Below are 22,153 nucleotides of genomic sequence, written 5' to 3' on the forward strand. Positions count from 1 at the left end.
GAAATCGTTTTATGTGCTGCAATACAGCATAGAACTGCGCACTCATCCGCACTTTGGCCGCAGCCCGGCCGCCTGCGCCTGCTGGTAGACCGGCGTCAGGCCCGGTGCATCACGTCGCAGCTCCTGGATCCGGTTGGCCGGATCGGGGTGGGTGGACAGCCATTGCGGGCTGCGACCGCCGCTGGCGGCCATCATGTTCTGCCACAGGTCCACGGCCTGGGCCGGGTTGAATCCAGCCTGCGCCATCAGCCGCTGGCCAATCACGTCTGCCTCGCTTTCCTGCGTGCGCGAACCCGGCAGCAGGAAGGCCGCCTGCGCGCCCATCCCACCCAGCTGGTTGACCGTGCTGGCGGCGCCATCGCCATAGGCGGCACCGGCCAGCGCGCCCAGCACGGCCAGGCCGGTCTGCGCGCCCATCTGCCGGGTGATGCGTTCTTCGTGGTGACGCGCGATGACATGGCCGATCTCATGGCCGATCACGGCAGCCAACTGGTCCTGGTTCTTGGCGACGGTGAAAATGCCGGTGTTCACGCCCACTTTTCCGCCGGGCAGGGCAAAGGCGTTCGGTTCCTTGTCGACGAACACGGCGGTCTCCCACCGTACGCCACGGTACTGAGGCGGCAACTGCGCGACCAACGCGTTGACCACGCACTGCACGTAGCCGTTCTGGCGGCCATCGGTGCTGATCTTCTCTTTCTGCTTGGTCTCGGCAAACGCCTGCGCGCCGAGCTGGTCAAGCTGTGCCTGCGATACGCCGCCCACCATCTGCCGTCTTCCGGTTGGCGAGGTGGTGGTCGCACAGGCACTGACCACGGTGGTGATGACTAGAGCCAGCAGCAGTTGTTTCATGGGTCCGCCCCCGTGTTCATGTGCGCAGTGTGTAGCGTACCTGCTTAATCTTTCGTCAAGCGGGCACGGCGTTACGTTGACCCCAGGAACACCATTGCGGCGAGCGCCACCGCGTTGTTCAGCGCATGCGCCGTGATCGCCGCCCACAGGGTGCCGGTGCGGCGGTACAGCCAGCAGAAGGCGGCACCCATGCCGCCGTAGACCAGCCACAGCTGCGCCATGCCCAGCAGCGAGTTCTTGCTGACACCGGGCACTTCATGGACCAGGGCGAACGCCAGGCTGCTGAGGATGAGGCCCAGCCAGGGGCGGCCGGCCTGCCACAGGCGCCCGAACAGGACACGACGGAACAGCAGCTCTTCGTAGGCGGGGGCGAGGACGACCGCAAACAGCACCAGGAACAACGGGAAGCGCGCGATCGCGCTCTGCATCAGTTCCACGTTGGTCGGCACCGGCTCGATGCCGAACTGCTTGGAAAGGAAGGCGACGCCGTTGCTGCCAACCACGATCAGCGTGGCCACCAGCAGGGTCCAGCCCCAGGTGGAAGGACGCTGCAGCGCCTGTCGCGAGGCCAGGCGTTCGCCGGCGTTCGCCGGGCGCCGCCAGAAGTACAGCAGCAGCGCGGCACCACCGGTGGCGATCAGGGCCATCAGGATCTGGGCCAGGGCCCCGGGCTGGCCCACTGCCGCGCCGGCGCTGTCAGGTGTGAGTGCACCGCCATTGGCCGCGACGTTGGCGCGGCTGACCACGATCGCACGGTAGAAGCCCCAGAACAGTCCGGTGACCATGCTCAGGCCGACCAGGGTGACGGCGGCGATGCCCAGGTCGATGAAGAAACCTGCCAACGGTGCCACGGCGCGCGGCGGGGTAGACGGCGGCGGAACCGGAGGCGGAGCGGCGGAGACCGGGGCGGATGCGGACATCAGGTACCTGCGTTCAAGGGACGAAGGCCGGTGCAGCTCCCCGCGCACCGGCCAGGTCCCGATTGTGTCAGATATCCAGGTTGGCGACCTTCAGCGCATTGTCTTCGATGAAGTCACGACGCGGTTCGACCACATCGCCCATCAGGGTGCTGAAGATCTGGTCGGCAGCGACCGCATCCTCGATGCGCACCTGCAGCAGGCGACGGGTCTCCGGGTTCACCGTGGTATCCCACAACTGCTCCGGATTCATTTCACCCAGACCCTTGAATCGCTGGATCTGGCGGCCGCGCTTGGCCTCCTCGAGCAGCCAGTTCTGCGCCTTCGCGAAGCTGTCGACTTCGATCGACTTGGCGCCGCGGGAAATCGTTGCACCTTCGCGCACCAGCCCGTGCAGCAGCTTGGAGGCCTGGTGGATCGCGCGCAGTTCGCCACTTTCGAACGCCGACAGCGGCAGCACCTGGATGTGCTCCTCGCCCATGTGGCGACGGGTCACCAGCACGGCGGCGGGGCGCTCCTCGTTGGCCTCCTGCAGTTCCAGGCTGAAACGCGGGCTGCCCAGGCTGCCCTGGTTGAGGCGCTTGGCCAGCGCATCCAGGCCTTCGCCTTCGCCCGCATTGCGCAGGCTGTCCATGTCCATCGGCACGAAATCGACCAGCGCTTCGAGCAGGTTGCGGTCATAGCGGTGGGCATTGCGTTCGATGGAATCGAGCGCGGCGGCATAGGCCAGCAGCAGCTTTTCCAGCGCCAGGCCTTCGATGCCCGGTTCGCCGGTGGCCGGCACCAGCGCGGCGTTTTCCACCGCACTGCTGGCCAGGTAACTGTCCAGCGCCGGGTCGTCCTTCAGGTACAGCTCCTGCTTGCCCTGCTTGATCTTGTACAGCGGCGGCAGGCCGATGTAGACGTAACCGCGCTCGATCAGCTCCGGCATCTGACGGTAGAAGAAGGTCAGCAGCAGGGTGCGGATGTGGGCGCCGTCGACGTCGGCGTCGGTCATGATGATGATCTTGTGGTACCGCAGCTTGTCCGGGTTGTACTCGTCACGGCCGATGCCGGTGCCCAAGGCCGTGATCAGCGTACCCACCTGGTCGGAGGACAGCATGCGGTCGAAGCGTGCGCGTTCCACGTTGAGGATCTTGCCGCGCAGCGGCAGCACCGCCTGGTTCTTGCGGTTGCGGCCCTGCTTGGCCGAGCCACCTGCCGAGTCACCCTCGACGATGAACAGTTCGGACAGCGCCGGGTCCTTTTCCTGGCAGTCGGCCAGCTTGCCCGGCAGGCCGGCGATATCCAGCGCGCCCTTGCGGCGCGTCAGGTCGCGGGCCTTGCGCGCCGCTTCGCGTGCACGCGCAGCGTCGACGATCTTGCCGGCGATCGCCTTGGCTTCGTTCGGGTTTTCCTGCAGGAACTCTTCCAGGCGCGCGCCGAAGGCGTTTTCCACCGCCGGGCGCACGTCGGAGCTGACCAGTTTTTCCTTGGTCTGGCTGGAGAAGCTCGGGTCCGGCACCTTCACCGACAGCACCGCGATCATGCCTTCGCGCATGTCATCGCCGGTCAGGTTGATCTTGGCCTGCTTGGCGATGCCGTTCTGCTCGATGTAGTTGTTGAGCACGCGGGTCAGCGCACCGCGGAAGCCGGCAAGGTGGGTGCCGCCGTCCTTCTGCGGAATGTTGTTGGTGAAGCAGTACATCGTCTCCTGGTAGGAGTCGGTCCACTGCAACGCCACATCCACGACGATGCCGTTGTGCTCGCCGGTGACCGAGATGACGTTCGGGTGCAGCGGGGTCTTCAGCTGGGCCAGATGCTCCACGAAGCTGCGGATGCCGCCTTCGTAGTGGAAGTCATCACGGCGGCCATCGCCACGTTCGTCGGCAAGGACGATCTTGACGCCGGAGTTCAGGAACGACAGCTCGCGCAGGCGGCGAGCCAGGATGTCGTAGTGGAATTCCACGTTGTCGTGGAAGGCGACCGTCGACGGCCAGAAGCGCACGGTGGTGCCGCGCTTGGTGGTGGTTTCCAGCTTGGCCAGCGCGGTCACGGCGGCGCCGTTGCTGAATTCCTGCTGGTAGTGGAAGCCGTTCTGGAACACGTCCACCAGCAGCTTCTGCGACAGCGCGTTGACCACGCTGACGCCGACGCCGTGCAGGCCGCCGGACACCTTGTAGCTGTTGTCGTCGAACTTGCCGCCTGCGTGCAGGACGGTCATCACCACTTCGGCGGCCGACACTTCGCGACCGAGCTTGGCGCTCATCTGCTCGTGCTTGCCGGTCGGAATGCCGCGACCGTTGTCGGACACCGAGACGGAGCCGTCGGCGTGGATCGTCACCGCGACATGGTCGGCGTGGCCGGCCAGCGCTTCGTCGATCGAGTTGTCGACGACCTCGAACACCATGTGGTGCAGACCGGTGCCGTCATGCACGTCGCCGATGTACATGCCGGGACGCTTGCGGACAGCCTCCAGGCCTTCCAGGGCGGTAATGCTGTTGGCGTCGTAATTGCCGTTGTTTGCCGGGGTGTTCTGTTCGTCGCTCATTGCGCTTGCCGTAGGCTCCGCAGGTCGGCCACCGCTTGGAGCGATGTGCCGAGAATGAAAGGATTCCAACCCGAATTATACCAGCCGGGGTCGAGCGGCCCTGGTGTGCCCACTATGGCACAGCCACGATCTGTGCATGTTCCACGTGGAACCGGGCGATGTGGGTCAGTTCCTGCAGCGCCGCCGGCGTTTCGGTGGCGGTGATGAAGATCTGCGCCGGCCCACCGAGCAGACGCTGCAGAACCCGCGCCTGGTGGGTGCGATCCAGCTCCGAGGCCAGATCGTCCAATGCGATCACCGGCCATTCGCCGCGCTGTTCCGCGTAGTCCTCGGCCTGCGCCAGCAGGCAGGCCAATGCCGTCAGCTTGGCCTGGCCGCGGGACAGCGCATCGCGACCCGGAATGCTGTGGAAATCCACGCTCCAGTCTGCCCGGTGCGGACCGACCGAGGTGTATCCGGCCTGGCGGTCACGTTCCCGGGCCAGAAGCAGCGCATCGGCCAGAGGGAGCTCGTGCCGACGCCAGCCCGGGCTGAGTTCCAGTGCCTGGATGCCGAGCTGCGGGGCCAGGCTGGAAGCCAGCGCCACGGTGCGCTGCTGCAGACGCTCCAGGTAGTGCTGCCGACGGCTGGTCAACGGTTCGCCGGCTTCAGCCAGTTCGTGATCCCAGGTATCCAGCATCCGCGACGGGCCACCTTGCTTGAGCAGGGCATTGCGCTGTTTCAGTGCCCGCGAATACCGGCGCCACAGGGACAGGAAATCAGGTTCCACGTGGAACAAGCCCCAATCGAGGAATCGGCGGCGGGGTTCACCACCACCGCTGACCAACGCATGGCTGCCTGGCTCGAATGTGACTACCGCAAGCGCTGCGCACAGATTGCCGAGCTGGGCCACGTCTTCGCCGTCCAGGCGCCCCTTCCAATCCTGGCCACTGTGCCGCAGGCCGGCCTTTCGGCGGTGCGGCGGGTGATTGGCACGTTGTTCGTCCCATTCCACGAAGATTTCCAGCGCTTCCTGGCCCTGGCGCACCAATCCATCGCGGACACGACCACGGAAGCTGCGCCCATAGGCCATCAGGTGCAGGGCCTCGAGCACGCTGGTCTTGCCGGCACCGTTGTCGCCGGTCAGCAGGTTCAATCCCGGCTGGGGCGACAGCTCCACCGCATTGAAGCGACGCAGTTGGTGCAGGGCGAGGCGGCGGATAAGCATGGGGCGCGAAAGACCATCCGCACGGGGCGGCAGAGGGGCAGGGAATCCATCAGCTTACTGCATCGGTCAAGCCGGACGTGCCCGGCCAGCTATCCGGCCAGCTATGGAGCAGTTACCGCAGGTCTGCCTGCGCCCTGACCGCTGGTTCCACGTGGCGCTGTTTCCTCATCCCAGCAGATGCGGGTCTCGGCAAGCCCGGAAATCCTTCGATTCTGCGAAGGGTAGCGGGGGTGTGAGCCTTGGATTTCGCCGATTTCAGGCGATGCCGTGGACAGCGCTTGCCTCGTCGCCGACGAGTACCAGCGGATGAACCTGCAGATTCCTTGAAATCTACGGTCCCATGCCCTGGGCGGTTCCACAGATTTCAAAGAAATCAGACCGATCGTTCCACGCTGTCCACAGCTGCCCTGTATGACTTATACACAAGGTATGGGCAATCTGTGGATAAAAAAGCCCTTTTGCCATGCCTTCGAAACTATCCACAGGTTCCCCCCCAGGCTGGGAGGCCGATATACAGGGGGTTTCAGGTGCATAAATTTCTTTTAAATCAGTCAGATAAGGTGTTTTTCCACGAGATCTGGCTCTACCATCACCACCATGCTTTAGATTTATACCCAGATTTAGAAGCTAGGCTTGCCCCAATCTGCATCGAATCTTCCCTGTGGACAGCGGCGTTTGCAGAGGGAAGTCCATCGCGCCGCGATGCAGGATCATCGGTCCCTGTCTGGCCGGATCTGGGGACAGGCGACGAGTATCGGATCCTGCACCTGGACTTTCGATCAATCGCGACTCGTCATTGCTACGATCCAGCGATCCTGTTTTCAACGATCGAGACGAACATCCCGGAAAGGCAACGGATTTCAACCGAGCCCATCGACGGAAGTGACGTCGTCCGGAGAACTGCGTCTTCTCGATGCTCCACGTGGAACCTGCAAAAAAAACGCCCGGGAAGATCCCGGGCGTCGTTCGGTTCCACGTGGAACAGCAGCTGTCAGAGACGCAGCGGCATCACCACGTGGCGCGACTTCTCGCTGCTGGATTCACGCACCAGTGCCGAGGAGTTGGAATCGCGCAGCTGGATGATGACTTCCTCATCGCGCAGGGCGGAGAGGGCATCCAGCAGGTAGTTCACGTTGAAGCCAATGGCCAGATCGCTGACCGTGGTATCGGCTTCGATCTCTTCCTGGGCTTCTTCCTGTTCCGGGTTGTGCGCGCTGATCTTCAGGTTGCCCGGCGAGACTTCCACGCGGATGCCGCGGTACTTCTCGTTGGACAGGATCGCGGCGCGCTGAAGCGAGGCGCGCAGCGCTTCGCGATCAACCTTCACTTCACGGTCGGCACCGATCGGAATCACCGCTTCGTAGTCCGGGAAGCGGCCGTCGATCAGCTTGGAGGTAAAGGTGACATCGTCGCGCTTGACGCGCACGTGGCTGCGGCCGACTTCCAGCTCGATCTCGCGATCGCCGCTTTCCAGCAGTCGCTGCAGTTCGGTCACACCCTTGCGCGGCACGATGATCTGGCGCTTGGACCCGCTGGGCTTGGCCAGATCGGTTTCACACAGCGCCAGGCGGTGGCCGTCGGTGGCAACGGTACGCAGGGCATCGCCGCGCAGGTCGAACAGCAGGCCGTTGAGGTAGTAGCGCACGTCCTGCTGGGCCATCGCGAACGCGGTGCGCTCGATCAGCTCCTTCAGGGTCGCCTCACCGATGGCCACGCGCTCGGTGGCTTCGACTTCATCCACCGACGGGAAGTCGTTCGAAGGCAGCGTGGCCAGGGTGAAACGGCTGCGACCGGCCTGCACGGTGATCTTGTCTCCGGTCTGCGAGACGGTGATCCGGCTGCCGTCGGGCAGGGCGCGGATGATCTCGAACAGCTTGCGGGCGGGAATGGTGGTTTCGCCGTCCTGGGCATCTTCAACCGCGATCCGCGACACCATCTCCACTTCCAGGTCGGTACCGGTCAGCGACAGCTGGCCGTTCTGCACCTGGACCAGGAAATTGGCCAGAACCGGAAGGGTCTGGCGGCGTTCGACCACGTTGACGACCTGTGCCAACGGCTTGAGAAAGGCTTCGCGCTGCAGTGTGAAACGCATGTGGTTCCGTGCCCCTATGCTTTAAAAAATGTGGAATAAATCAAAAGCTTGGTGGTGCTGGTAGAGACAGAATCGCTGGAAAACAATGCTAAGTCTTTGTAATTAAAGGTATTTTAGACCTCGAAACCCTCTGTATTACCGACCCCCAAGGGGTGGGGAAAGCTGTGGATAAATCTGGCGCGATTTCAAACGGCATTTTTATCCACAACGTGTCCCGCGCTTGCTACCGGATTCTGCACCGTTTTGTGCGATGACGCCTCATCGGCATCCGTGCATCATTCGCTCAGCTTCCGGATCAGCTTGTCCCAGTCTTCGCGGAGCTTGCCGTCGGTCTCCATCAGGGTCCGGATCTGGCGGCAGGCATGCAGCACCGTGGTGTGATCGCGACCGGCAAAGGCGTCGCCGATCTCGGGCAGGCTGTGCTCGGTCAGTTCCTTGGTCAGGGCCATGGCGACCTGGCGGGGACGGGCCAGCGAGCGGGTCCGACGCTTCGACAGCAGATCCTTGATCTGCAGGCCGTAGTAGTCGGCAACGGTTTTCTGGATGTTGGGAATGCTGATCGCCTGCTGCTGGGCGCGCAGCAGGTCGCGCAGGGTTTCCTGGGCGAATTCGGTGGTGATCGCGCGGCCGGTGAAGTTGGCGCGGGCGGTCAGGGTATTCAGCGCGCCCTCGAGGTCGCGCACGTTGGAGCGCATCTTCTTGGCGATCAGGAACGCAACATCATCGGGAATCTCGGCACCGCGTTCGCGCGCCTTGGCCAGCACGATCGCGGCGCGGGTCTCGAAGTCCGGCGGTTCGATCGCGACCGACAGGCCCCAGGCAAGCCGCGACTTCAGGCGCGCTTCCAGGCCCTCGACTTCGCGCGGATAGCGGTCGCAGGTCAGGATGATCTGCTGCTTGCCATCGAACAACGCGTTGAAGGTGTGGAAGAACTCTTCCTGGGTGCGGTCCTTGCCGGCGAAGAACTGGATGTCATCGATCAGCAGCGCATCCACCTGCTGAAACTGGCGCTTGAACTGATCCATGGTCTTTTCCTGCAGGGCCCGGATCATCGCGCTGAAGAACTGTTCCGAACGCAGGTACAACACCTTTGCACCTGGATTGGCCTGGCGCATGGCGTTGCCGGCGGCGAACATCAGGTGGGTCTTGCCCAGGCCCGTGCCTCCGTACAGCAGCAGCGGGTTGTGCGCCCGGTCGCCCGGTTTCTGCGCTGCCTGGAAGGCGGCGGCCAGGCCCAGCTGGTTGCTGCGGCCTTCGACGAAGTTGGCGAACGTGTAGTGGCTGTCCAGATTGCCGGCGAAGGGCACCTGCGGTTCGCTGGACACATGCGCCGACGGCGTGGAAACCGGCGCGTTCTGCGCCTCCACAGGGCGCGGGCGCGAGCCGATTTCAAGAAAAACGTCGCTGAAACCGGCGAAATGCGCCAGCAGCTCGCGGATCCGGGCCAGGTACAGCTCGCGGACCTGGTCGACGATGAAGGCATTCGGTGCATACAGCACCAGGCTGTCCACGCGCAGATCGGCCTGCAGCGGCTTCAACCAGGTATGAACGTCTTCCGGCGGGAACTCCGCTTCGAGGCGCTCGAGACTACGGGACCAGGCATCCATCAGCAATAATCGTCCGGTGGCCGGGGCATGGACGCGACAAGGCGCCCAAACACAGGCCGGAAAGGGGGGAAATGGATGGCTCAGACTACCACCGAGCGCCCGCCTTCGGAATGCTTGTCCCCTACTTATTCACAAAAACATCCACAGCTATTGCACAGCCCGGTGAATTCGCGTAGCTGCCAGGGGTTGACGCGGGGTAGGGTACCTCTCTAGAATTTCCGGTTCTTTCCGTCCCATTCATACGAGAGGCCCCCAATGGCCACGAAGCGCACCTACCAGCCCAGCAACCTCAAGCGTAAGCGCGACCACGGCTTCCGTGCCCGTATGAAGACCGCTGACGGCCGCAAGATCCTGTCGCGTCGCCGCGCCAAGGGCCGCAAAGTCCTGAGCGCCTGATTGCCATGCCGCACCCCGCGGCAGACGCAATCCCTTCGACAGTGAATACTGCAGACCCGCGCAAGCGATTCCCTCGCTCTGCGCGGGTTCGCACGCGTGCCGAATATTCAACGGTCTTCAACGGCGCCCGCCGTGTGTCCGATCCGCTGATGACCCTGCACTGGCTGCCGGCTGACCGGCCGGCCAGGCTGGGTCTGGCGGTTTCCCGCAAGGTTGATCCGAACGCCGTGGGGCGTAACCGGATCAAGCGCGTCCTGCGCGACATCCTGCGTCAGACACGTACCGAAATCCAGCCAGGCGACTTCGTCGTCGTGGCGCGTAGTGCTGCGCGTTCCGCCAGCAACGACGAGATCCGCCAGGCCTTCCTGCGCCTGCTGCGTCGCCTGCGTGCATTGCCCGCGCCGGGCGTGGACGGCACAATGCCGCCGCCTGATGGCATCGCAACTCCTTCTTTGACCGAGCCGGCATCGCGTCCCGGCCCCGCCGAGCCTGTCCGCTGATGAACCAGACCCGCGTATTCCTCATTTTTGCCTGGCTGATGGTGGCCGTGCTGCTGTGGATGGAGTGGAGCCGTGAAAAGGCTGCTCCGACCCCGGCACCGACGACCACGTCGGCCCCGGCTGCTGCACAGAGTGTTCCGGGCGCGACCCCGGGCAGCATCCCCAGCGCGCAGGTCCCGGGTGCGCCGGGCCAGGCCGCTGTGCAGGCCCAGGCCAGCGCCACCCCGGCCAGCCAGCGCGTGACCGTCACCACCGACGTGCTGCGCCTGGTGCTGGACGGCGGCCGTGTGCTCGATGCCGAGCTGCTGCAGTTCCCGCAGACCAAGGACGAAGGCAGCCCGCCGGTTCGCCTGCTGACCGAAGACCCCGCGCATCCGTACAGCGCGATCAGCGGCTGGGCCAGCGAAGACAAGAACACCCCGGTTCCCGGCGCTGACGGCTTCAAGCTGGTCGGTGATACCAAGGACTTCGTGCTGGCCAAGGGCCAGAACGAACTGCAGATCCCGTTCGTGTGGACCGCCGACAACGGCGTGACCATCAAGCGCACCCTGACCGTCTCGCGCAACGAGTACGCCGTGCGCTTCAAGGACGAAGTCAGCAACGCCGGCGCCGCACCGTGGAACGGCTACGTCTACCGCACCCTGGACCGCACCCCGACCATCCTGTCGCGGAGCATGACCAACCCGGATTCGTTCAGCTTCAACGGCGCCACCTGGTACGACAACGACAAGAAGTACCAGCGTCGTGCGTTCAAGGATTACCTGGACGACGGCGCACTGAACCAGAACATCACCGGCGGCTGGCTGGCGATGCTGCAGCACCACTTCTTCACCGCCTGGATCCCGCAGAAGGACCAGACCGCGCACTACGTGCTGTCGCAGGTGGCCGGTCGTGACCTGATTGAAGCGCGTGGCCCGGCCTTCACCGTGGCCCCGGGCCAGTCCACCAGCACCGAGGCCCGCCTGTGGGTCGGCCCGAAGCTGGTCAACCTGATCGCCAAGGAAGACGTGCCGGGCCTGGACCGCGTGGTCGACTACAGCCGCTTCTCGATGATGGCGGTGATCGGCCAGGGCCTGTTCTGGGTGCTGAACCAGGTGCACAAGCTGGTCGGCAACTGGGGCTGGGCGATCGTCGGCCTGGTGGTGCTGCTGAAGCTGGTGCTGTACCCGCTGTCGGCGACCCAGTACAAGAGCGGTGCCAAGATGCGCCGCTTCCAGCCGCGCATCGCGCAGCTGAAGGAACGCTATGGCGATGACCGCCAGAAGTTCCAGACCGCGATGATGGAACTGTACAAGAAGGAAAAGATCAATCCGATGGGCGGCTGCCTGCCGATCCTCATCCAGATGCCGATCTTCTTCGCTCTGTACTGGGTGCTGGTGGAATCGGTCGAACTGCGCCAGGCGCCCTGGTTCGGCTGGATCCAGGACCTGACCGCACGCGACCCGTACTTCATCCTGCCGGTCATCAACGTGGCAGTGATGTGGTTCACCCAGAAGCTGACCCCGGCACCGGGCATGGACCCGATGCAGCAGAAGATGATGCAGTTCATGCCGCTGGTGTTCGGCGTCATGATGGCCTTCATGCCGTCCGGCCTGGTCCTGTACTGGGTGGTCAACGGTGGCCTGGGCCTGCTGCAGCAGTGGTGGATGACCAAGCGCCATGGCGGCGAGCCGGTTGCGGCCACCACCGCTCCGGCCCCGGTCAAGAAGAAGTAATCGGTAGAGCCGGCCGCTGGCCGGCTGACCCCAGCAAAAGCCCGCCGCAAGGCGGGCTTTTCGCATGCGGCGGTAGAATCGCCGGCACACCGTTCCTCCCACCTTCGAGTCCGCCATGCCGCGTGCGTCGTCGTTCCGCCTGTTCCTGCCCTCGCTGTTGTTGACCCTGGTTGTTGCCGGCTGCGGCGACAAGGACGCGAAGGCGCCGGCGACCACCGTCACCCAGCCAAGCGCGCAGGCCGCGGCCGCCGCCGATCCGGCCGCCGCGCCGTTGCTGGCGGCGCTGCAGAAGCAGCTCGACGGCTACCGCCGGATCATCGTGCTGCTGGCAGACGAGGAACAGCAATCGGCCGCCGACCGCGGCACCTCCACGCGTGTGGGCCAGCAGCTGTTCCACGATGGCCTGGAACAGCGCACGGCGATCGCCGCGCAGTTCGACACCCTGCTGCGCGGCTCCAGCCCGCAGCGCTTCGCCACCCTCGGCACCGTGCTGGACTACATCGAGTCGGCGCCGGAACTGTTCGACGCCGACCGCCTGGCCTTCCGCGAAGTGCTGCGTGATCTGCATGAGCGGGTCGGCACTGATTCGTCGCTGCCGGCGGTCAAGCTGCACCAGCGCATCGGCGAGGACCTGGAGGCACTCGACGAGATCGAGCGAAACTACAACCAGGAACTGACCCGCATCTTCAGCCGCTTCGAGCGCACCCGTGCCATCGAGCTGAAGCGTGAGAAGTGGGACGACTACATCGCCCACCTGCACAAGGACTACAGCCGCGAAGCGATCCTGCGCGACTACGGCGTGATCGAGCCCTACCCGATGTCGATGAAGGACAGCGACCGCGAGATCTTCGGCCGCGACCTGCCGGCCAAGACCGTGGTGCTGACCTTCGACGATGGCCCGCACAAGGCCTATACCGATGAAGTGGTGGCCATCCTCAAGCGCTACGACGTGCCGGGTGTGTTCTTTGAAGTGGGCCGCAACCTTGGCAAGGTCGAGGCCGATGGCAAGGTCAGCCTCGGCCCGATGGCGAAGATCAGCCGCAACCTGATGGAAGAGGGCTATGCGGTCGGCAACCACAGCCTGACCCACGCCCAGCTGTCGCGCACCACCGGTGACGCGCTGCGCCAGCAGGTGCTCGACACCGACACGCTGCTGAAGGATGTCGACAGCAAGCGCGCGCCGCTGTTCCGTTTCCCGTATGGCGCGCGCAATGCCGAAGGCCTGCAGCTGCTCAACGAGGCCGGGCTGAAGTCGATCATGTGGAACATCGACTCGATGGACTGGGCCGACCCGGTACCGGAATCGATCGTGCAGCGCGTGCTAGACCAGGTGAACAAGGAACAGCGCGGCATCATCCTGTTCCACGACATCCACGATCGTGCGGTGAAGGCGCTGCCGCAGATCCTCGACCGGCTGATCGCCGATGGTTACCAGTTCGCCGGCTGGAACGGCCGTGACTTCACTGTCGCCCGTGCGCGCAAGGGTGAAGCCGGTGCCGCCACGGTCACCACCGGCTACGAGAAGTCCTGGGCGATCGTGGTCGGCATCGACAACTATGCCAAGTGGCCGAAGCTGGAGTACGCCAGCCACGACGCGCAGGCGGTGGCCGATACCCTGACCGGGCAGTTCGGCTTCCCGTCCTCGCAGGTGATCGTGCTGAAGAACGAGCAGGCGACCCGCAACAACATCCTCGCGGCCTTCCACGATCGCCTGGCAGATGACCGCACCGGCAAGAACGACCGCGTGTTCGTGTTCTTCGCCGGCCATGGCGCGACCCGCCAGCTCGCTTCCGGGCGCGACCTGGGCTACATCATTCCGGTCGATTCGGACCCGAAGGAATTCGCCACCGACGCCATCGCGATGACCGACATCCAGAACATTGCCGAGAGCATGCAGGCCAAGCATGTGATGTTCGTGATGGATGCCTGCTACAGCGGCCTGGGCCTGACCCGCGGTGGGCCGTCGTCGTCGTCGTTCCTGCGCGAGAACGCGCGTCGCAGCGCGCGGCAGATGCTGACCGCCGGTGGTGCCGACCAGCAGGTGGCCGATGCTGGCCCGAACGGCCATTCGGTGTTCACCTGGGTGCTGTTGCAGGCGCTGGCCGGCAAGGGCGACCTCAACGGCGACGGCCTGATCACCGGTACCGAGCTGGCCGCCTACGTGGCGCCGGCCGTATCGGCGGTCTCGCACCAGACCCCGGCCTTCGGCAGCCTGCCCGGTTCGCAGGGCGGCGAGTTCGTGTTCCAGGTGCCGGACAGCCAGGAATTCCTCAACGCCGATACGCGCCAGCTGACCGCCGATGCGATCGCGCTGAACAACAAGGTGGACGCGGCCAGCGAGGCCAAGGGCAGCCAGGCGCCGGTGACGGTGGCCGACCTGCAGGGTGGCAAGGCCAAGCTGGTGGTGCCCACCGCTGGCCCGGCGTCCGACCGCCAGCGCGCGCAGCAGGCCAACGACCGCGGCCTGCAGCTGTACCGCGAGAAGCAGTACGACGAGGCAGCCGCGCAGTTCGCCGAAGCGCTGAAGCTGCGTCCTGATTTCGCCCAGGCCGCCAACAACCTCGGCTTCGTCTACTACCGCCAGCAGCGCTATGCAGAAGCCGCGCGCTGGCTGGAGAACACGCTGAAGATCGACCCGTCGCGCGCGGTGGCCCATCTGAACCTGGGCGATGCCTACTTCAACGCCGGCGACAAGGCCAAGGCGAAGCAGGCCTACACCACCTACCTGGCGCTGCAGCCGCAGGGCAGTGGCGCGGCCCAGGCGCGCGCGCAGCTGGAGAAGCTCTGAGCCATGAACGACGCGATCCGCACCGACACCATCGTGGCCATCGCCAGCGCCCCCGGCGCCGGCGGTGTCGGCCTGTTGCGCCTGTCCGGTCCGCGCGCTGCGGCGATTGCCAATGCGCTGGGGGCGCCTGCACTGCGCCCGCGCCACGCGCACTACGCGCGCCTGCGTGATGCCGACGGCGAGGTCATCGACGATGGCATCGTGCTGTGGTTCCCGGCACCGAACAGTTTCACCGGCGAAGAGGTGGTGGAACTGCAGGGCCATGGCAGCCCGGTGCTGCTGCAGCAGCTGGTCGCGCGCTGCATCGCGCTCGGTGCGCGCCAGGCGCGGCCGGGTGAGTTCAGCGAACGGGCGTTCCTCAACGGCAAGCTGGACCTGGCCCAGGCCGAGGCCATCGCCGACCTGATCGCTGCGGGCGACAACCGTGCCGCACGCGCGGCGCGTCGTTCACTGGATGGCGTGTTCTCGCGCCGCATCGATGCGGTGGTCGAGCAGCTGGTGCTGCTGCGCATCCACGTGGAAGCGGCCATCGACTTCGCCGACGAACCGCTGGATACCCTCGGTGGCGCGCAGGTACGGCGTGGGCTGGAACAGGCGCGCAGCGATCTGGCCATTCTGCGCCGCGATGCCGAACGCGGCCGTCGCCTGCGCGATGGCCTGCACGCGGTGCTGATCGGTCCGCCCAATGCCGGCAAGAGTTCACTGCTCAACGCGCTGGCCGGCAGCGAACGCGCCATCGTCACCGACATCGCCGGCACCACCCGCGACACCCTGCGCGAAACCATCCGCCTGGATGGCCTGGAGCTGACCCTGGTCGACACCGCCGGCCTGCGCGACGGCGGTGACGCCATCGAACGCGAAGGCATGCGCCGCGCCCACGTGGAAATCGAGCGCACCGACCTGGCGCTGATCGTGCTGGATGCGCGCGATCCGGCGGCCGGTGAAGCGGCGCTGGGCGAGGCCGTGGCGGCGGTACCGCACAAGCTCTACATCCACAACAAGTCGGATCTGCTGGCGGCGCTGCCGTCGCTGGATGATCCGGATCGGGTGTTCGTTTCGGCCGCCACCGGCGCCGGGCTCGACGATCTGCATGCGCGCCTGCGTTCGATAGCTTCGGCCGGTGCCGGTGAGCAGGTGGACGGCGAGTTCTCCGCGCGTACGCGCCACGTGGATGCGATTGAACGCGCGCAGGAACATGCGCAGCGCGCCGATGGCGAGCTGGCGCACGAGCACCTGGAGCTGGCCGCCGAGGAACTGCGGCTGGCCCACGATGCGCTGGGTGAGATCACCGGGCAGATGAGTGCCGATGATCTGCTGGGGAGGATCTTCTCCAGTTTCTGCATTGGCAAGTAACACGGGGTCAGATCCCCAAAGGGGCTCTGACCCTGCACGGTTCCGCCACGGGGTCGGAGCCCCTGCGGGGATCCGACCCCAGGTCCCCCACCTGTCACATTGCCGCCGCATACTGACGCCCATCACATACCGCTTGGGGAAGTCGCAGTGAAGTCGTGGGGTTGTGCGTTGCTGTTGTCGCTGGCCGTGGCACCATCGGTGGCCATGAGTGCTGAATCCTCCACCCCGGCCGTGCCCAAGGTGTCGGTCTACGGCCATCGCGGGGCAAGCGCACTGCTGCCCGAGCACACCCTGGCCTCGTATGCGCAGGCCATCGCCGATGGCGCCGACTACATCGAACCGGACCTGGTGATGACCAGGGACGGCGTGATGGTGGCCCGCCACGAGAACGAGATCGGCGGCACCACCGACGTCGCCTCGCATCCGGAGTTCGCCAGCCGCCGCACCCGCAAGGTGATCGATGGGCAGCAGGTCGAGGGCTGGTTCACCGAGGACTTCACCCTGGCCGAGCTGAAGACCCTGTACGCCCGTGAGCGCCTGCCGGAACTGCGCAGCACCGCCTACGACGGCCAGTTCCGCATCGCCAGCCTGGACGAGATCCTGGCCTTCCTGGTGCAGCAGGCCGGGCGCGCCAACCGTGGCATCGGCCTCGTGCCGGAGATCAAGCACCCGACCTATTTCCAGTCCATCGGCCTGCCGATGGAAGACAAGCTGCTGGCCGCGCTGCGTGGCAACGCGTACACCAATGTCGGCCCGGTCACGATCCAGTCGTTCGAGACCGCCAACCTGCGCTACCTGCATGGCAAGATCGGCCGGGGCAGCAACATCCGCCTGCTGCAGCTGCTGTGGAAGGGCGATACCCAGCCGGCCGACATCGCCAAGGCCGGCGGCACGCTGACCTACGCACAGATGATGACCCCGGCCGGGCTGAAGGACATCGCCGGCTACGCCGATGGCATCGGCCCCGAGCTGCGTTCGATCATTCCGCTGGATGCGAAGGGTGCGCTGGGCACGCCGACCGCGCTGGTACGTGATGCGCATGCGGCCGGCCTGATGGTGATTCCGTACACTTTCCGCCCGGAGAACCATTTCCAGCCCAGCAACCTGCGCAAGGGCGCCGACAACGCGCGCAACGTCGAAGGCTCGATCGCTGAGATGCGCGCCTACCTGGCGACCGGCATCGATGCGTTCTTCACCGATGATCCCGCGCTCGGCCGGCAGGCGGTGGACGGGATGGGCGCGGCGGGGAACTGAGCGATCAACGCGCCGGGCATGGCCCGGCGCTACCCGGGGGCCGGTGTGCTCTGGTAGGTGCCAACCTTGGTTGGCACGCAACAACCGCGCCGACCAAGGTCGGCCACTACCGGTTCATGAGGTTGCCGGCCAGTGGCCGGCACTACCGTTACCTCAACCGCGCGGCTCGTCCGGGCGGCGGAACGGGATCACCACGTAGTCCTGGCCCTCGCGCGGCTGCCACAACACCGGTACGCGCTGCGGAGACGGCGGCTCCAGCTCGTCGTCGGCCAGCGGCTCTGCCTCGTCTTCTTCGTCTTCCCAGCTGTAGCGCTGGCGCGGCGGCAGCGGATCGGCGTTGCGGAACAGCAGCGCGGCGATGATGCCGGCGAAGGCGCCGCCCATGTGCGACTGCCAGGACACGCCATCGGCATGCGGCAGGATGGTCATCAGCATGCCGCCATAGAACAGCATGCCGATCAGGCCGGTGGCGATTGCCGCACGGTCGCGGCGCAGCAGGCCGAGGCTGGCCAGCAGGAACATCAGGCCATGGGTCACGCCACTGGCACCCAGGTGCACGCTGCCCGGATTGCCCAGCATCCACGCGCCGAGGCCCGAACCCAGCCACAGCAGGGGCAGGGCGCGCACGGTGGCTTTGGGATACACACTGCCGGCCAGGGTGCCGAGGATCAGGATGGCGATGCTGTTGGCGGCGATGTGCTCGACCGAGGCATGCAGCATCGGGCCGCCGATCAGGCCGAGCAGGCCCTTGGCTTCCAGTGGCGCAACCGCCCACGGTCGCCAGTCGAACGTGCCCTGCAGGGCGAACACGGCCACCAGCACCAGCACGGCCGCCAGGCTGACATTGAACGCCCGCAGGATGCGCGAGCGGTCATTGCGGGGGGCCGGCACGTCGCCGGCGGGCAGGGGCGTGTTGTTGTCCATACCTCAGCAATGGCGGTGGCTGGCGCGAAACCAAGGCCACTGTTGCGGGAGAGTGGGTGCGGCCGGCGGGACAATCCCGCCGGCCGCGTCTTCCCACCGCCCAGGCTCAGGCGTGGCCCGAGCCTTCCTTCGGCGGGTACTTCAGGCTCAGCACCACGGTGGCGGCGATGATCACCGCGACCACGCCCAGCGACACCGGGGTCGGGATCTTGAACAGGTCGATGATCATCATCTTGATGCCGATGAAGGCCAACACCAGCGCCAGGCCGTACGGCAGCAGGTGGAAGCGGTCGGCCATGCCGGCCAGCAGGAAGAACATCGCACGCAGGCCCAGCACCGCGAACACGTTGGAGGTGAGCACGATGAACGGGTCGGTGGTGATCGCGAAGATCGCCGGGATGCTGTCCACGGCGAAGATCACGTCGGTGACCGCGATCAGGATCAGCACCGCGAACAGCGGGGTGAACCAGCGCACGCCATCGCGCTTCACGCTCAGCGCATTGCCGGCGTAGTCCGGCAGCAGGCGCAGGTGCTTGCGTATCCAGCGCAGGGCGGGGTTGGTTTCCAGATCCGGTTCCTGGCCGGCGGCGAACCACATCTTCCAGCCGGTGAACAGCAGGAAGGCACCGAACACGTAGAGCAGCCAATGGAACTGGCTGATCAGCACGCTGCCGGCGAAGATCATGATCGTACGCAGCACGATCGCACCCAGGATGCCGATGATCAGCACCTTCTGGCGCTGCTCCTCCGGTACTGCGAAGTAGCTCATGATCATCAGGAACACAAAGATGTTGTCGACCGCCAGCGCCTTCTCGACCAGGTAGCCGGTCAGGAATTCGAGGCCGACCTTGTTGGCCACCACCTGGCCGGCGGTCTCATTCAGGTAGTACCAGAGGCCGGCGTTGAACAACAGGGCCAGCGCGACCCAGCCGATCGACCACCACAGGGCTTCCTTGAAGGTGACCTTGTGCGGTCCACCATGGCGCATCAACACGAGGTCGACCAGCAGGGCGATGACCACCACCGCTGCGAAGCCGCCCCACAACCACACGTTACCGATCGTCTGCATTGGGAATGTCCGTTGGAAAGATGAATGCCAGGCCGGACGGCGAGGATCTGCAACGGAGGATCGGGAGGGGGATCCAGGGACAGAGCTTCGCCAGTACGGCGAAGGTCTCGCTCGCAGTTCCAGTCGGCTGGAACTGCCGTTGCACCGGAGCCTGCGGGCTCGAAATGACGGCGACAACGTCTGGGAGCTACTCCCCTTCTGGCGCCGATTCTGCCGTCTGGCTGGGCCGCCGTCAAATGGGGGACGAGGGGTCGGATCCCCGTAGGGGCTCTGACCCCATTCCCGAGCCCGTTCCGGCCTGGTGGGTGCCAACCTTGGTTGGCACGCCGGCGGGGGTCAGAGCCCCTTCGGGGATCTGACCCCGGCGCCCGGTTTACAATGGGTGGATGAATACCCCCCTTCCGATTGTCCGCCTCAAGAATGCGTGGCGCTCCAGCCACCCGTGGATCTTCCAGAAACTGGTCGAGAAGCCGACCGTCCGGCCCAAGCCCGGTTCCATCGTCGACGTGGTCGGCATTGATGGCGAGTTCATTGGCCGCGGGTTCTACAACGGGCATTCGCGCATTGCCGTGCGCATCCTTGAGACCGACCAGAACGTGCCGGTGGATGCCGGCTGGTTCTCGCGCAAGATTGCCCAGGCGGTGTCACTGCGCCGTGAGGTGCTCAAGCTCGACGCGGTCTCCGACGCCTGGCGCGTGGTGCACAGCGAAGGCGACGGCCTGTCCGGCCTGGTGGTGGATCGCTACGGCGACCTGGTGGTGGTCGAATTCTTCGCCGCCGGCATGTTCCGCCACCGCGAGTGGATCTACGACGCCCTGCGCGAGCAGTTCCCGGGTTGCCGCTTCCACAGCTTCGCCGATGAGCACGTGCAGAAACAGGAAAGCTTCGATTTCCACGGCAATACCACCACCGAGGCGTCGGTGATCACCGAGTACGGCATCAAGTTCCGCGCCGACCCGGCCGGTGCGCACAAGACCGGCTTCTTCGCCGACCAGCGCGAGAACCGCGAGTGGCTGAGCCAGCAGGTGGAAGGCAAGCGCGTGCTGGACCTGTGCTGCAACACCGGCGGTTTTGCGGTGTACGCGGCGGCGCGAGGCGCCTCGGAAGTGGTCGGCATCGACATCGATGAAGACGTCATCCAGATCGCCAAGGGCAATTCGCGCCTGAACAACGTGCGCCCGAAGTTCGTCCAGTCCGACATCTTCCCGTGGCTGCGTGATGCGGCCAATCGTGGCGAGCAGTACGACGTGGTGATCCTGGACCCGGCGAAGATGACCCGCGACCGCGACCAGGTCATCACTGCGCTGAAGAAGTACCTGGACATGAACAAGCTGGCGCTGGGCGTGGTCAAGCCGGGCGGCCTGTTCGCCACGTTCTCCTGCACCGGCCTGGTGGCCGAGGACCAGTTCCTCGACATGCTGCGCCGCGCGGCGTATTTCTCCGGCCGCACGATCCAGATCCTGAAGGTGGCCGGCGCCGGTCCGGACCACCCGTTCATGGCCCACGTGCAGGAATCGCGTTACCTGAAGGCCGTGTTCTGCCGCGTGGTCGACTGACCGCGTCACTGCCGATCTCTGTAGAGCCGAGCCCACGCTCGGATGATCTGTCTGGCAGCCGAGCATGGGCTCGGCTCTACAAAAAGGCCGGGTGCAGCGCTATGGTCGGGCTCTTCCCATTGCCGGTGAGAGCCCATGCCATCGTTGCGCCACCTGTCCGTCGTGCTCGCCGTGGCGCTGTGCGCGCCGCTGTCGGCTCATGCCATCGAGTTCAGCGCCGAGGAACTGGCCCGTGCCAAGGCGCTGCAGCAGCGCCTGGTCACGCTCGACAGCCATCTGGATACGCCGGCAAATTTCGGCCGGACCGGCTTCGACATCGAGCAGCGCCACGACCGCAACGCGCTTTCGCAGGTGGACTACCCGCGCATGGTCGAAGGTGCGCTCGATGGCGGTTTCTGGGCGATCTACACCGACCAGGGCGATCGCAGCGCAGCGGCCCACCTGGCCGAGCGTGACCACGGCCTGCAGCGACTGCTGGAAATCCGCGAGATGCTGGCGGCCAATCCCGCGCGCTTCGCGCTGGCACTGACCGCCGATGATGCGGCGCGGATCAAGGCCGCCGGCAAGCGCGTGGTCTGCATCAGCATGGAAAATGCCAGCCCGCTGGTGGAAGACCCGAGCCTGCTCTCGTTCTACCACCGCGCCGGCCTGCGGCTGCTCAGCACCGTGCACTTCGCCAACAACGAGTTCGCCGATTCGGCCACCGATCCCAAGGGCGCGGAGTGGAAGGGCCTGAGTCCGGCCGGCAAGGAGCTGGTGCGGCAGGCAGTGAAGCTGGGCATCGTGATCGACCAGTCGCATGCCTCGGACGCGGTGTTCGACGACCTGCTGGCGATGATGCCGGTGCCCTTCGTGCTGTCGCACAGCTCGGCCAAGGCGGTGTACGACCACCCGCGCAATCTTGATGACGCGCGGCTGCGCAAGCTGGCCAAGGCCGGCGGCGTGATCCAGGTGAACGCCTATGGCGGCTACCTGATCGACACGGCGAAGACGCCCGAGCGCAAGCAGGCCGAAGAAGCGCTGAGCAAGCAGCTGGGCGGCTGGGAAGGCATGGGCATCGAGCAGGGTGTTGCCCTGCTGAAGGCCGAGCAGGCACTGGACCACGAGCACCCGGTGCGCCATGCCAGCCTCGACGACTTCTTCGCCCACTTCGAGCACATCCTCAAGGTGGTCGGCCCCGAGCACGTGGGTATCGGCCTGGACTGGGATGGCGGCGGCGGCCTGAGTGACCTGCCCGATGTCAGCCAGCTGCCGAAGATCACCGCCTGGCTGCTGCGCAAGGGCTATACCGAGCAGCAGATTGCCGGCATCTGGGGCGGCAACCTGCTGCGGGTGATGCGCCAGGCGCAGGACTACGCGGCAAAGCAGGGCGGTTGACCGCCCTGTGGTAGTGCCG

Annotated in this window: 16 protein-coding genes; 8 read left to right on the forward strand and 8 right to left on the reverse strand. The window is 65.6% G+C overall.

Going from position 1 to position 22,153, the window contains the following annotated elements; all coding sequences use genetic code 11:
• Positions 1 to 42: 42 nt before the first annotated feature.
• From VG556_RS14670 to dnaA, 6 genes are all read right to left on the reverse strand, one after another.
• Complete coding sequence (locus tag VG556_RS14670; RefSeq protein ID WP_014645409.1) at positions 43 to 849, reverse strand: M48 family metallopeptidase; 807 nt, start codon at positions 847 to 849, stop codon at positions 43 to 45.
• Between the two features lie 71 nt (positions 850 to 920).
• Positions 921 to 1,769: a CPBP family intramembrane glutamic endopeptidase gene (locus VG556_RS14675; protein ID WP_046433405.1), complete on the reverse strand. Its 849-nt coding sequence runs from the start codon at positions 1,767 to 1,769 to the stop codon at positions 921 to 923.
• Positions 1,770 to 1,836: 67 nt separating this feature from the next.
• On the reverse strand, positions 1,837 to 4,296 hold the full coding sequence (gyrB, locus tag VG556_RS14680; protein ID WP_014645407.1) for a DNA topoisomerase (ATP-hydrolyzing) subunit B: 2,460 nt from the start codon (positions 4,294 to 4,296) through the stop codon (positions 1,837 to 1,839).
• A gap of 112 nt (positions 4,297 to 4,408) precedes the next feature.
• Positions 4,409 to 5,503 carry a DNA replication/repair protein RecF gene (recF, locus tag VG556_RS14685; RefSeq protein ID WP_100450835.1) on the reverse strand — a complete coding sequence of 365 codons (1,095 nt, stop codon included), beginning with the start codon at positions 5,501 to 5,503 and terminating at the stop codon, positions 4,409 to 4,411.
• Between the two features lie 991 nt (positions 5,504 to 6,494).
• Positions 6,495 to 7,595 carry a DNA polymerase III subunit beta gene (gene dnaN / locus VG556_RS14690; protein WP_005411731.1) on the reverse strand — a complete coding sequence of 367 codons (1,101 nt, stop codon included), beginning with the start codon at positions 7,593 to 7,595 and terminating at the stop codon, positions 6,495 to 6,497.
• A gap of 275 nt (positions 7,596 to 7,870) precedes the next feature.
• Complete coding sequence (gene dnaA / locus VG556_RS14695) at positions 7,871 to 9,202, reverse strand: chromosomal replication initiator protein DnaA (protein WP_014645405.1); 1,332 nt, start codon at positions 9,200 to 9,202, stop codon at positions 7,871 to 7,873.
• Between the two features lie 255 nt (positions 9,203 to 9,457).
• Here dnaA and rpmH point away from each other — a divergent pair, with 255 nt between their 5' ends.
• The 6 genes from rpmH to VG556_RS14725 all read left to right on the forward strand — a co-directional run bounded on the left by rpmH (position 9,458) and on the right by VG556_RS14725 (position 17,208).
• On the forward strand, positions 9,458 to 9,598 hold the full coding sequence (gene rpmH, locus VG556_RS14700; RefSeq protein WP_005411729.1) for a 50S ribosomal protein L34: 141 nt from the start codon (positions 9,458 to 9,460) through the stop codon (positions 9,596 to 9,598).
• Between the two features lie 5 nt (positions 9,599 to 9,603).
• Positions 9,604 to 10,098, forward strand: coding sequence for a ribonuclease P protein component (rnpA, locus tag VG556_RS14705; RefSeq protein WP_080053031.1), 495 nt, complete (start codon positions 9,604 to 9,606; stop codon positions 10,096 to 10,098).
• The gene (yidC, locus tag VG556_RS14710) at positions 10,098 to 11,813 is read left to right on the forward strand and encodes a membrane protein insertase YidC (protein ID WP_014648955.1); all 1,716 of its coding nucleotides are present in this window, start codon (positions 10,098 to 10,100) and stop codon (positions 11,811 to 11,813) included. The genes rnpA and yidC overlap by 1 nt, the downstream gene beginning before the upstream one ends.
• Before the next feature lie 115 nt (positions 11,814 to 11,928).
• The gene (locus VG556_RS14715) at positions 11,929 to 14,601 is read left to right on the forward strand and encodes a polysaccharide deacetylase family protein (protein ID WP_053494814.1); all 2,673 of its coding nucleotides are present in this window, start codon (positions 11,929 to 11,931) and stop codon (positions 14,599 to 14,601) included.
• 3 nt (positions 14,602 to 14,604) lie between these two features.
• Positions 14,605 to 15,954: a tRNA uridine-5-carboxymethylaminomethyl(34) synthesis GTPase MnmE gene (mnmE, locus tag VG556_RS14720; protein WP_049408439.1), complete on the forward strand. Its 1,350-nt coding sequence runs from the start codon at positions 14,605 to 14,607 to the stop codon at positions 15,952 to 15,954.
• A gap of 147 nt (positions 15,955 to 16,101) precedes the next feature.
• Positions 16,102 to 17,208: a glycerophosphodiester phosphodiesterase gene (locus VG556_RS14725; RefSeq protein ID WP_049408437.1), complete on the forward strand. Its 1,107-nt coding sequence runs from the start codon at positions 16,102 to 16,104 to the stop codon at positions 17,206 to 17,208.
• Positions 17,209 to 17,361: 153 nt separating this feature from the next.
• Here the strand turns inward: VG556_RS14725 and VG556_RS14730 are convergent, their stop codons facing one another.
• Positions 17,362 to 18,132: a rhomboid family intramembrane serine protease gene (locus VG556_RS14730; RefSeq protein ID WP_032958447.1), complete on the reverse strand. Its 771-nt coding sequence runs from the start codon at positions 18,130 to 18,132 to the stop codon at positions 17,362 to 17,364.
• Positions 18,133 to 18,238: 106 nt separating this feature from the next.
• On the reverse strand, positions 18,239 to 19,201 hold the full coding sequence (locus VG556_RS14735; RefSeq protein ID WP_049408436.1) for a TerC family protein: 963 nt from the start codon (positions 19,199 to 19,201) through the stop codon (positions 18,239 to 18,241).
• A gap of 386 nt (positions 19,202 to 19,587) precedes the next feature.
• Between VG556_RS14735 and VG556_RS14740 the strand changes: the two genes are divergently transcribed.
• Positions 19,588 to 20,757: a class I SAM-dependent rRNA methyltransferase gene (locus tag VG556_RS14740; RefSeq protein WP_032958445.1), complete on the forward strand. Its 1,170-nt coding sequence runs from the start codon at positions 19,588 to 19,590 to the stop codon at positions 20,755 to 20,757.
• Positions 20,758 to 20,892: 135 nt separating this feature from the next.
• Positions 20,893 to 22,134 carry a dipeptidase gene (locus VG556_RS14745; protein ID WP_423180024.1) on the forward strand — a complete coding sequence of 414 codons (1,242 nt, stop codon included), beginning with the start codon at positions 20,893 to 20,895 and terminating at the stop codon, positions 22,132 to 22,134.
• Positions 22,135 to 22,153 lie beyond the last annotated feature (19 nt).

It is taken from the genome of Stenotrophomonas sp. CASM106, from assembly GCF_049384825.1.
GTDB classification, from domain to species: Bacteria; Pseudomonadota; Gammaproteobacteria; order Xanthomonadales; family Xanthomonadaceae; genus Stenotrophomonas; species Stenotrophomonas muris.

Excerpts from the sequence above, each read along its gene's own strand:
- VG556_RS14730 (WP_032958447.1), bottom strand. The coding sequence starts at position 18,132 with ATGGACAACAACACGCCCCTGCCCGCCGGCGACGTGCCGGCCCCCCGC.
- VG556_RS14740 (WP_032958445.1), top strand. The coding sequence starts at position 19,588 with ATGAATACCCCCCTTCCGATTGTCCGCCTCAAGAATGCGTGGCGCTCC.
- yidC (WP_014648955.1), top strand. The coding sequence starts at position 10,098 with ATGAACCAGACCCGCGTATTCCTCATTTTTGCCTGGCTGATGGTGGCC.
- gyrB (WP_014645407.1), bottom strand. The coding sequence starts at position 4,296 with ATGAGCGACGAACAGAACACCCCGGCAAACAACGGCAATTACGACGCC.
- mnmE (WP_049408439.1), top strand. The coding sequence starts at position 14,605 with ATGAACGACGCGATCCGCACCGACACCATCGTGGCCATCGCCAGCGCC.
- VG556_RS14715 (WP_053494814.1), top strand. The coding sequence starts at position 11,929 with ATGCCGCGTGCGTCGTCGTTCCGCCTGTTCCTGCCCTCGCTGTTGTTG.
- dnaA (WP_014645405.1), bottom strand. The coding sequence starts at position 9,202 with ATGGATGCCTGGTCCCGTAGTCTCGAGCGCCTCGAAGCGGAGTTCCCG.
- VG556_RS14675 (WP_046433405.1), bottom strand. The coding sequence starts at position 1,769 with ATGTCCGCATCCGCCCCGGTCTCCGCCGCTCCGCCTCCGGTTCCGCCG.
- rpmH (WP_005411729.1), top strand. The coding sequence starts at position 9,458 with ATGGCCACGAAGCGCACCTACCAGCCCAGCAACCTCAAGCGTAAGCGC.
- VG556_RS14735 (WP_049408436.1), bottom strand. The coding sequence starts at position 19,201 with ATGCAGACGATCGGTAACGTGTGGTTGTGGGGCGGCTTCGCAGCGGTG.
- rnpA (WP_080053031.1), top strand. The coding sequence starts at position 9,604 with ATGCCGCACCCCGCGGCAGACGCAATCCCTTCGACAGTGAATACTGCA.
- recF (WP_100450835.1), bottom strand. The coding sequence starts at position 5,503 with ATGCTTATCCGCCGCCTCGCCCTGCACCAACTGCGTCGCTTCAATGCG.
- VG556_RS14670 (WP_014645409.1), bottom strand. The coding sequence starts at position 849 with ATGAAACAACTGCTGCTGGCTCTAGTCATCACCACCGTGGTCAGTGCC.
- VG556_RS14745 (WP_423180024.1), top strand. The coding sequence starts at position 20,893 with ATGCCATCGTTGCGCCACCTGTCCGTCGTGCTCGCCGTGGCGCTGTGC.
- dnaN (WP_005411731.1), bottom strand. The coding sequence starts at position 7,595 with ATGCGTTTCACACTGCAGCGCGAAGCCTTTCTCAAGCCGTTGGCACAG.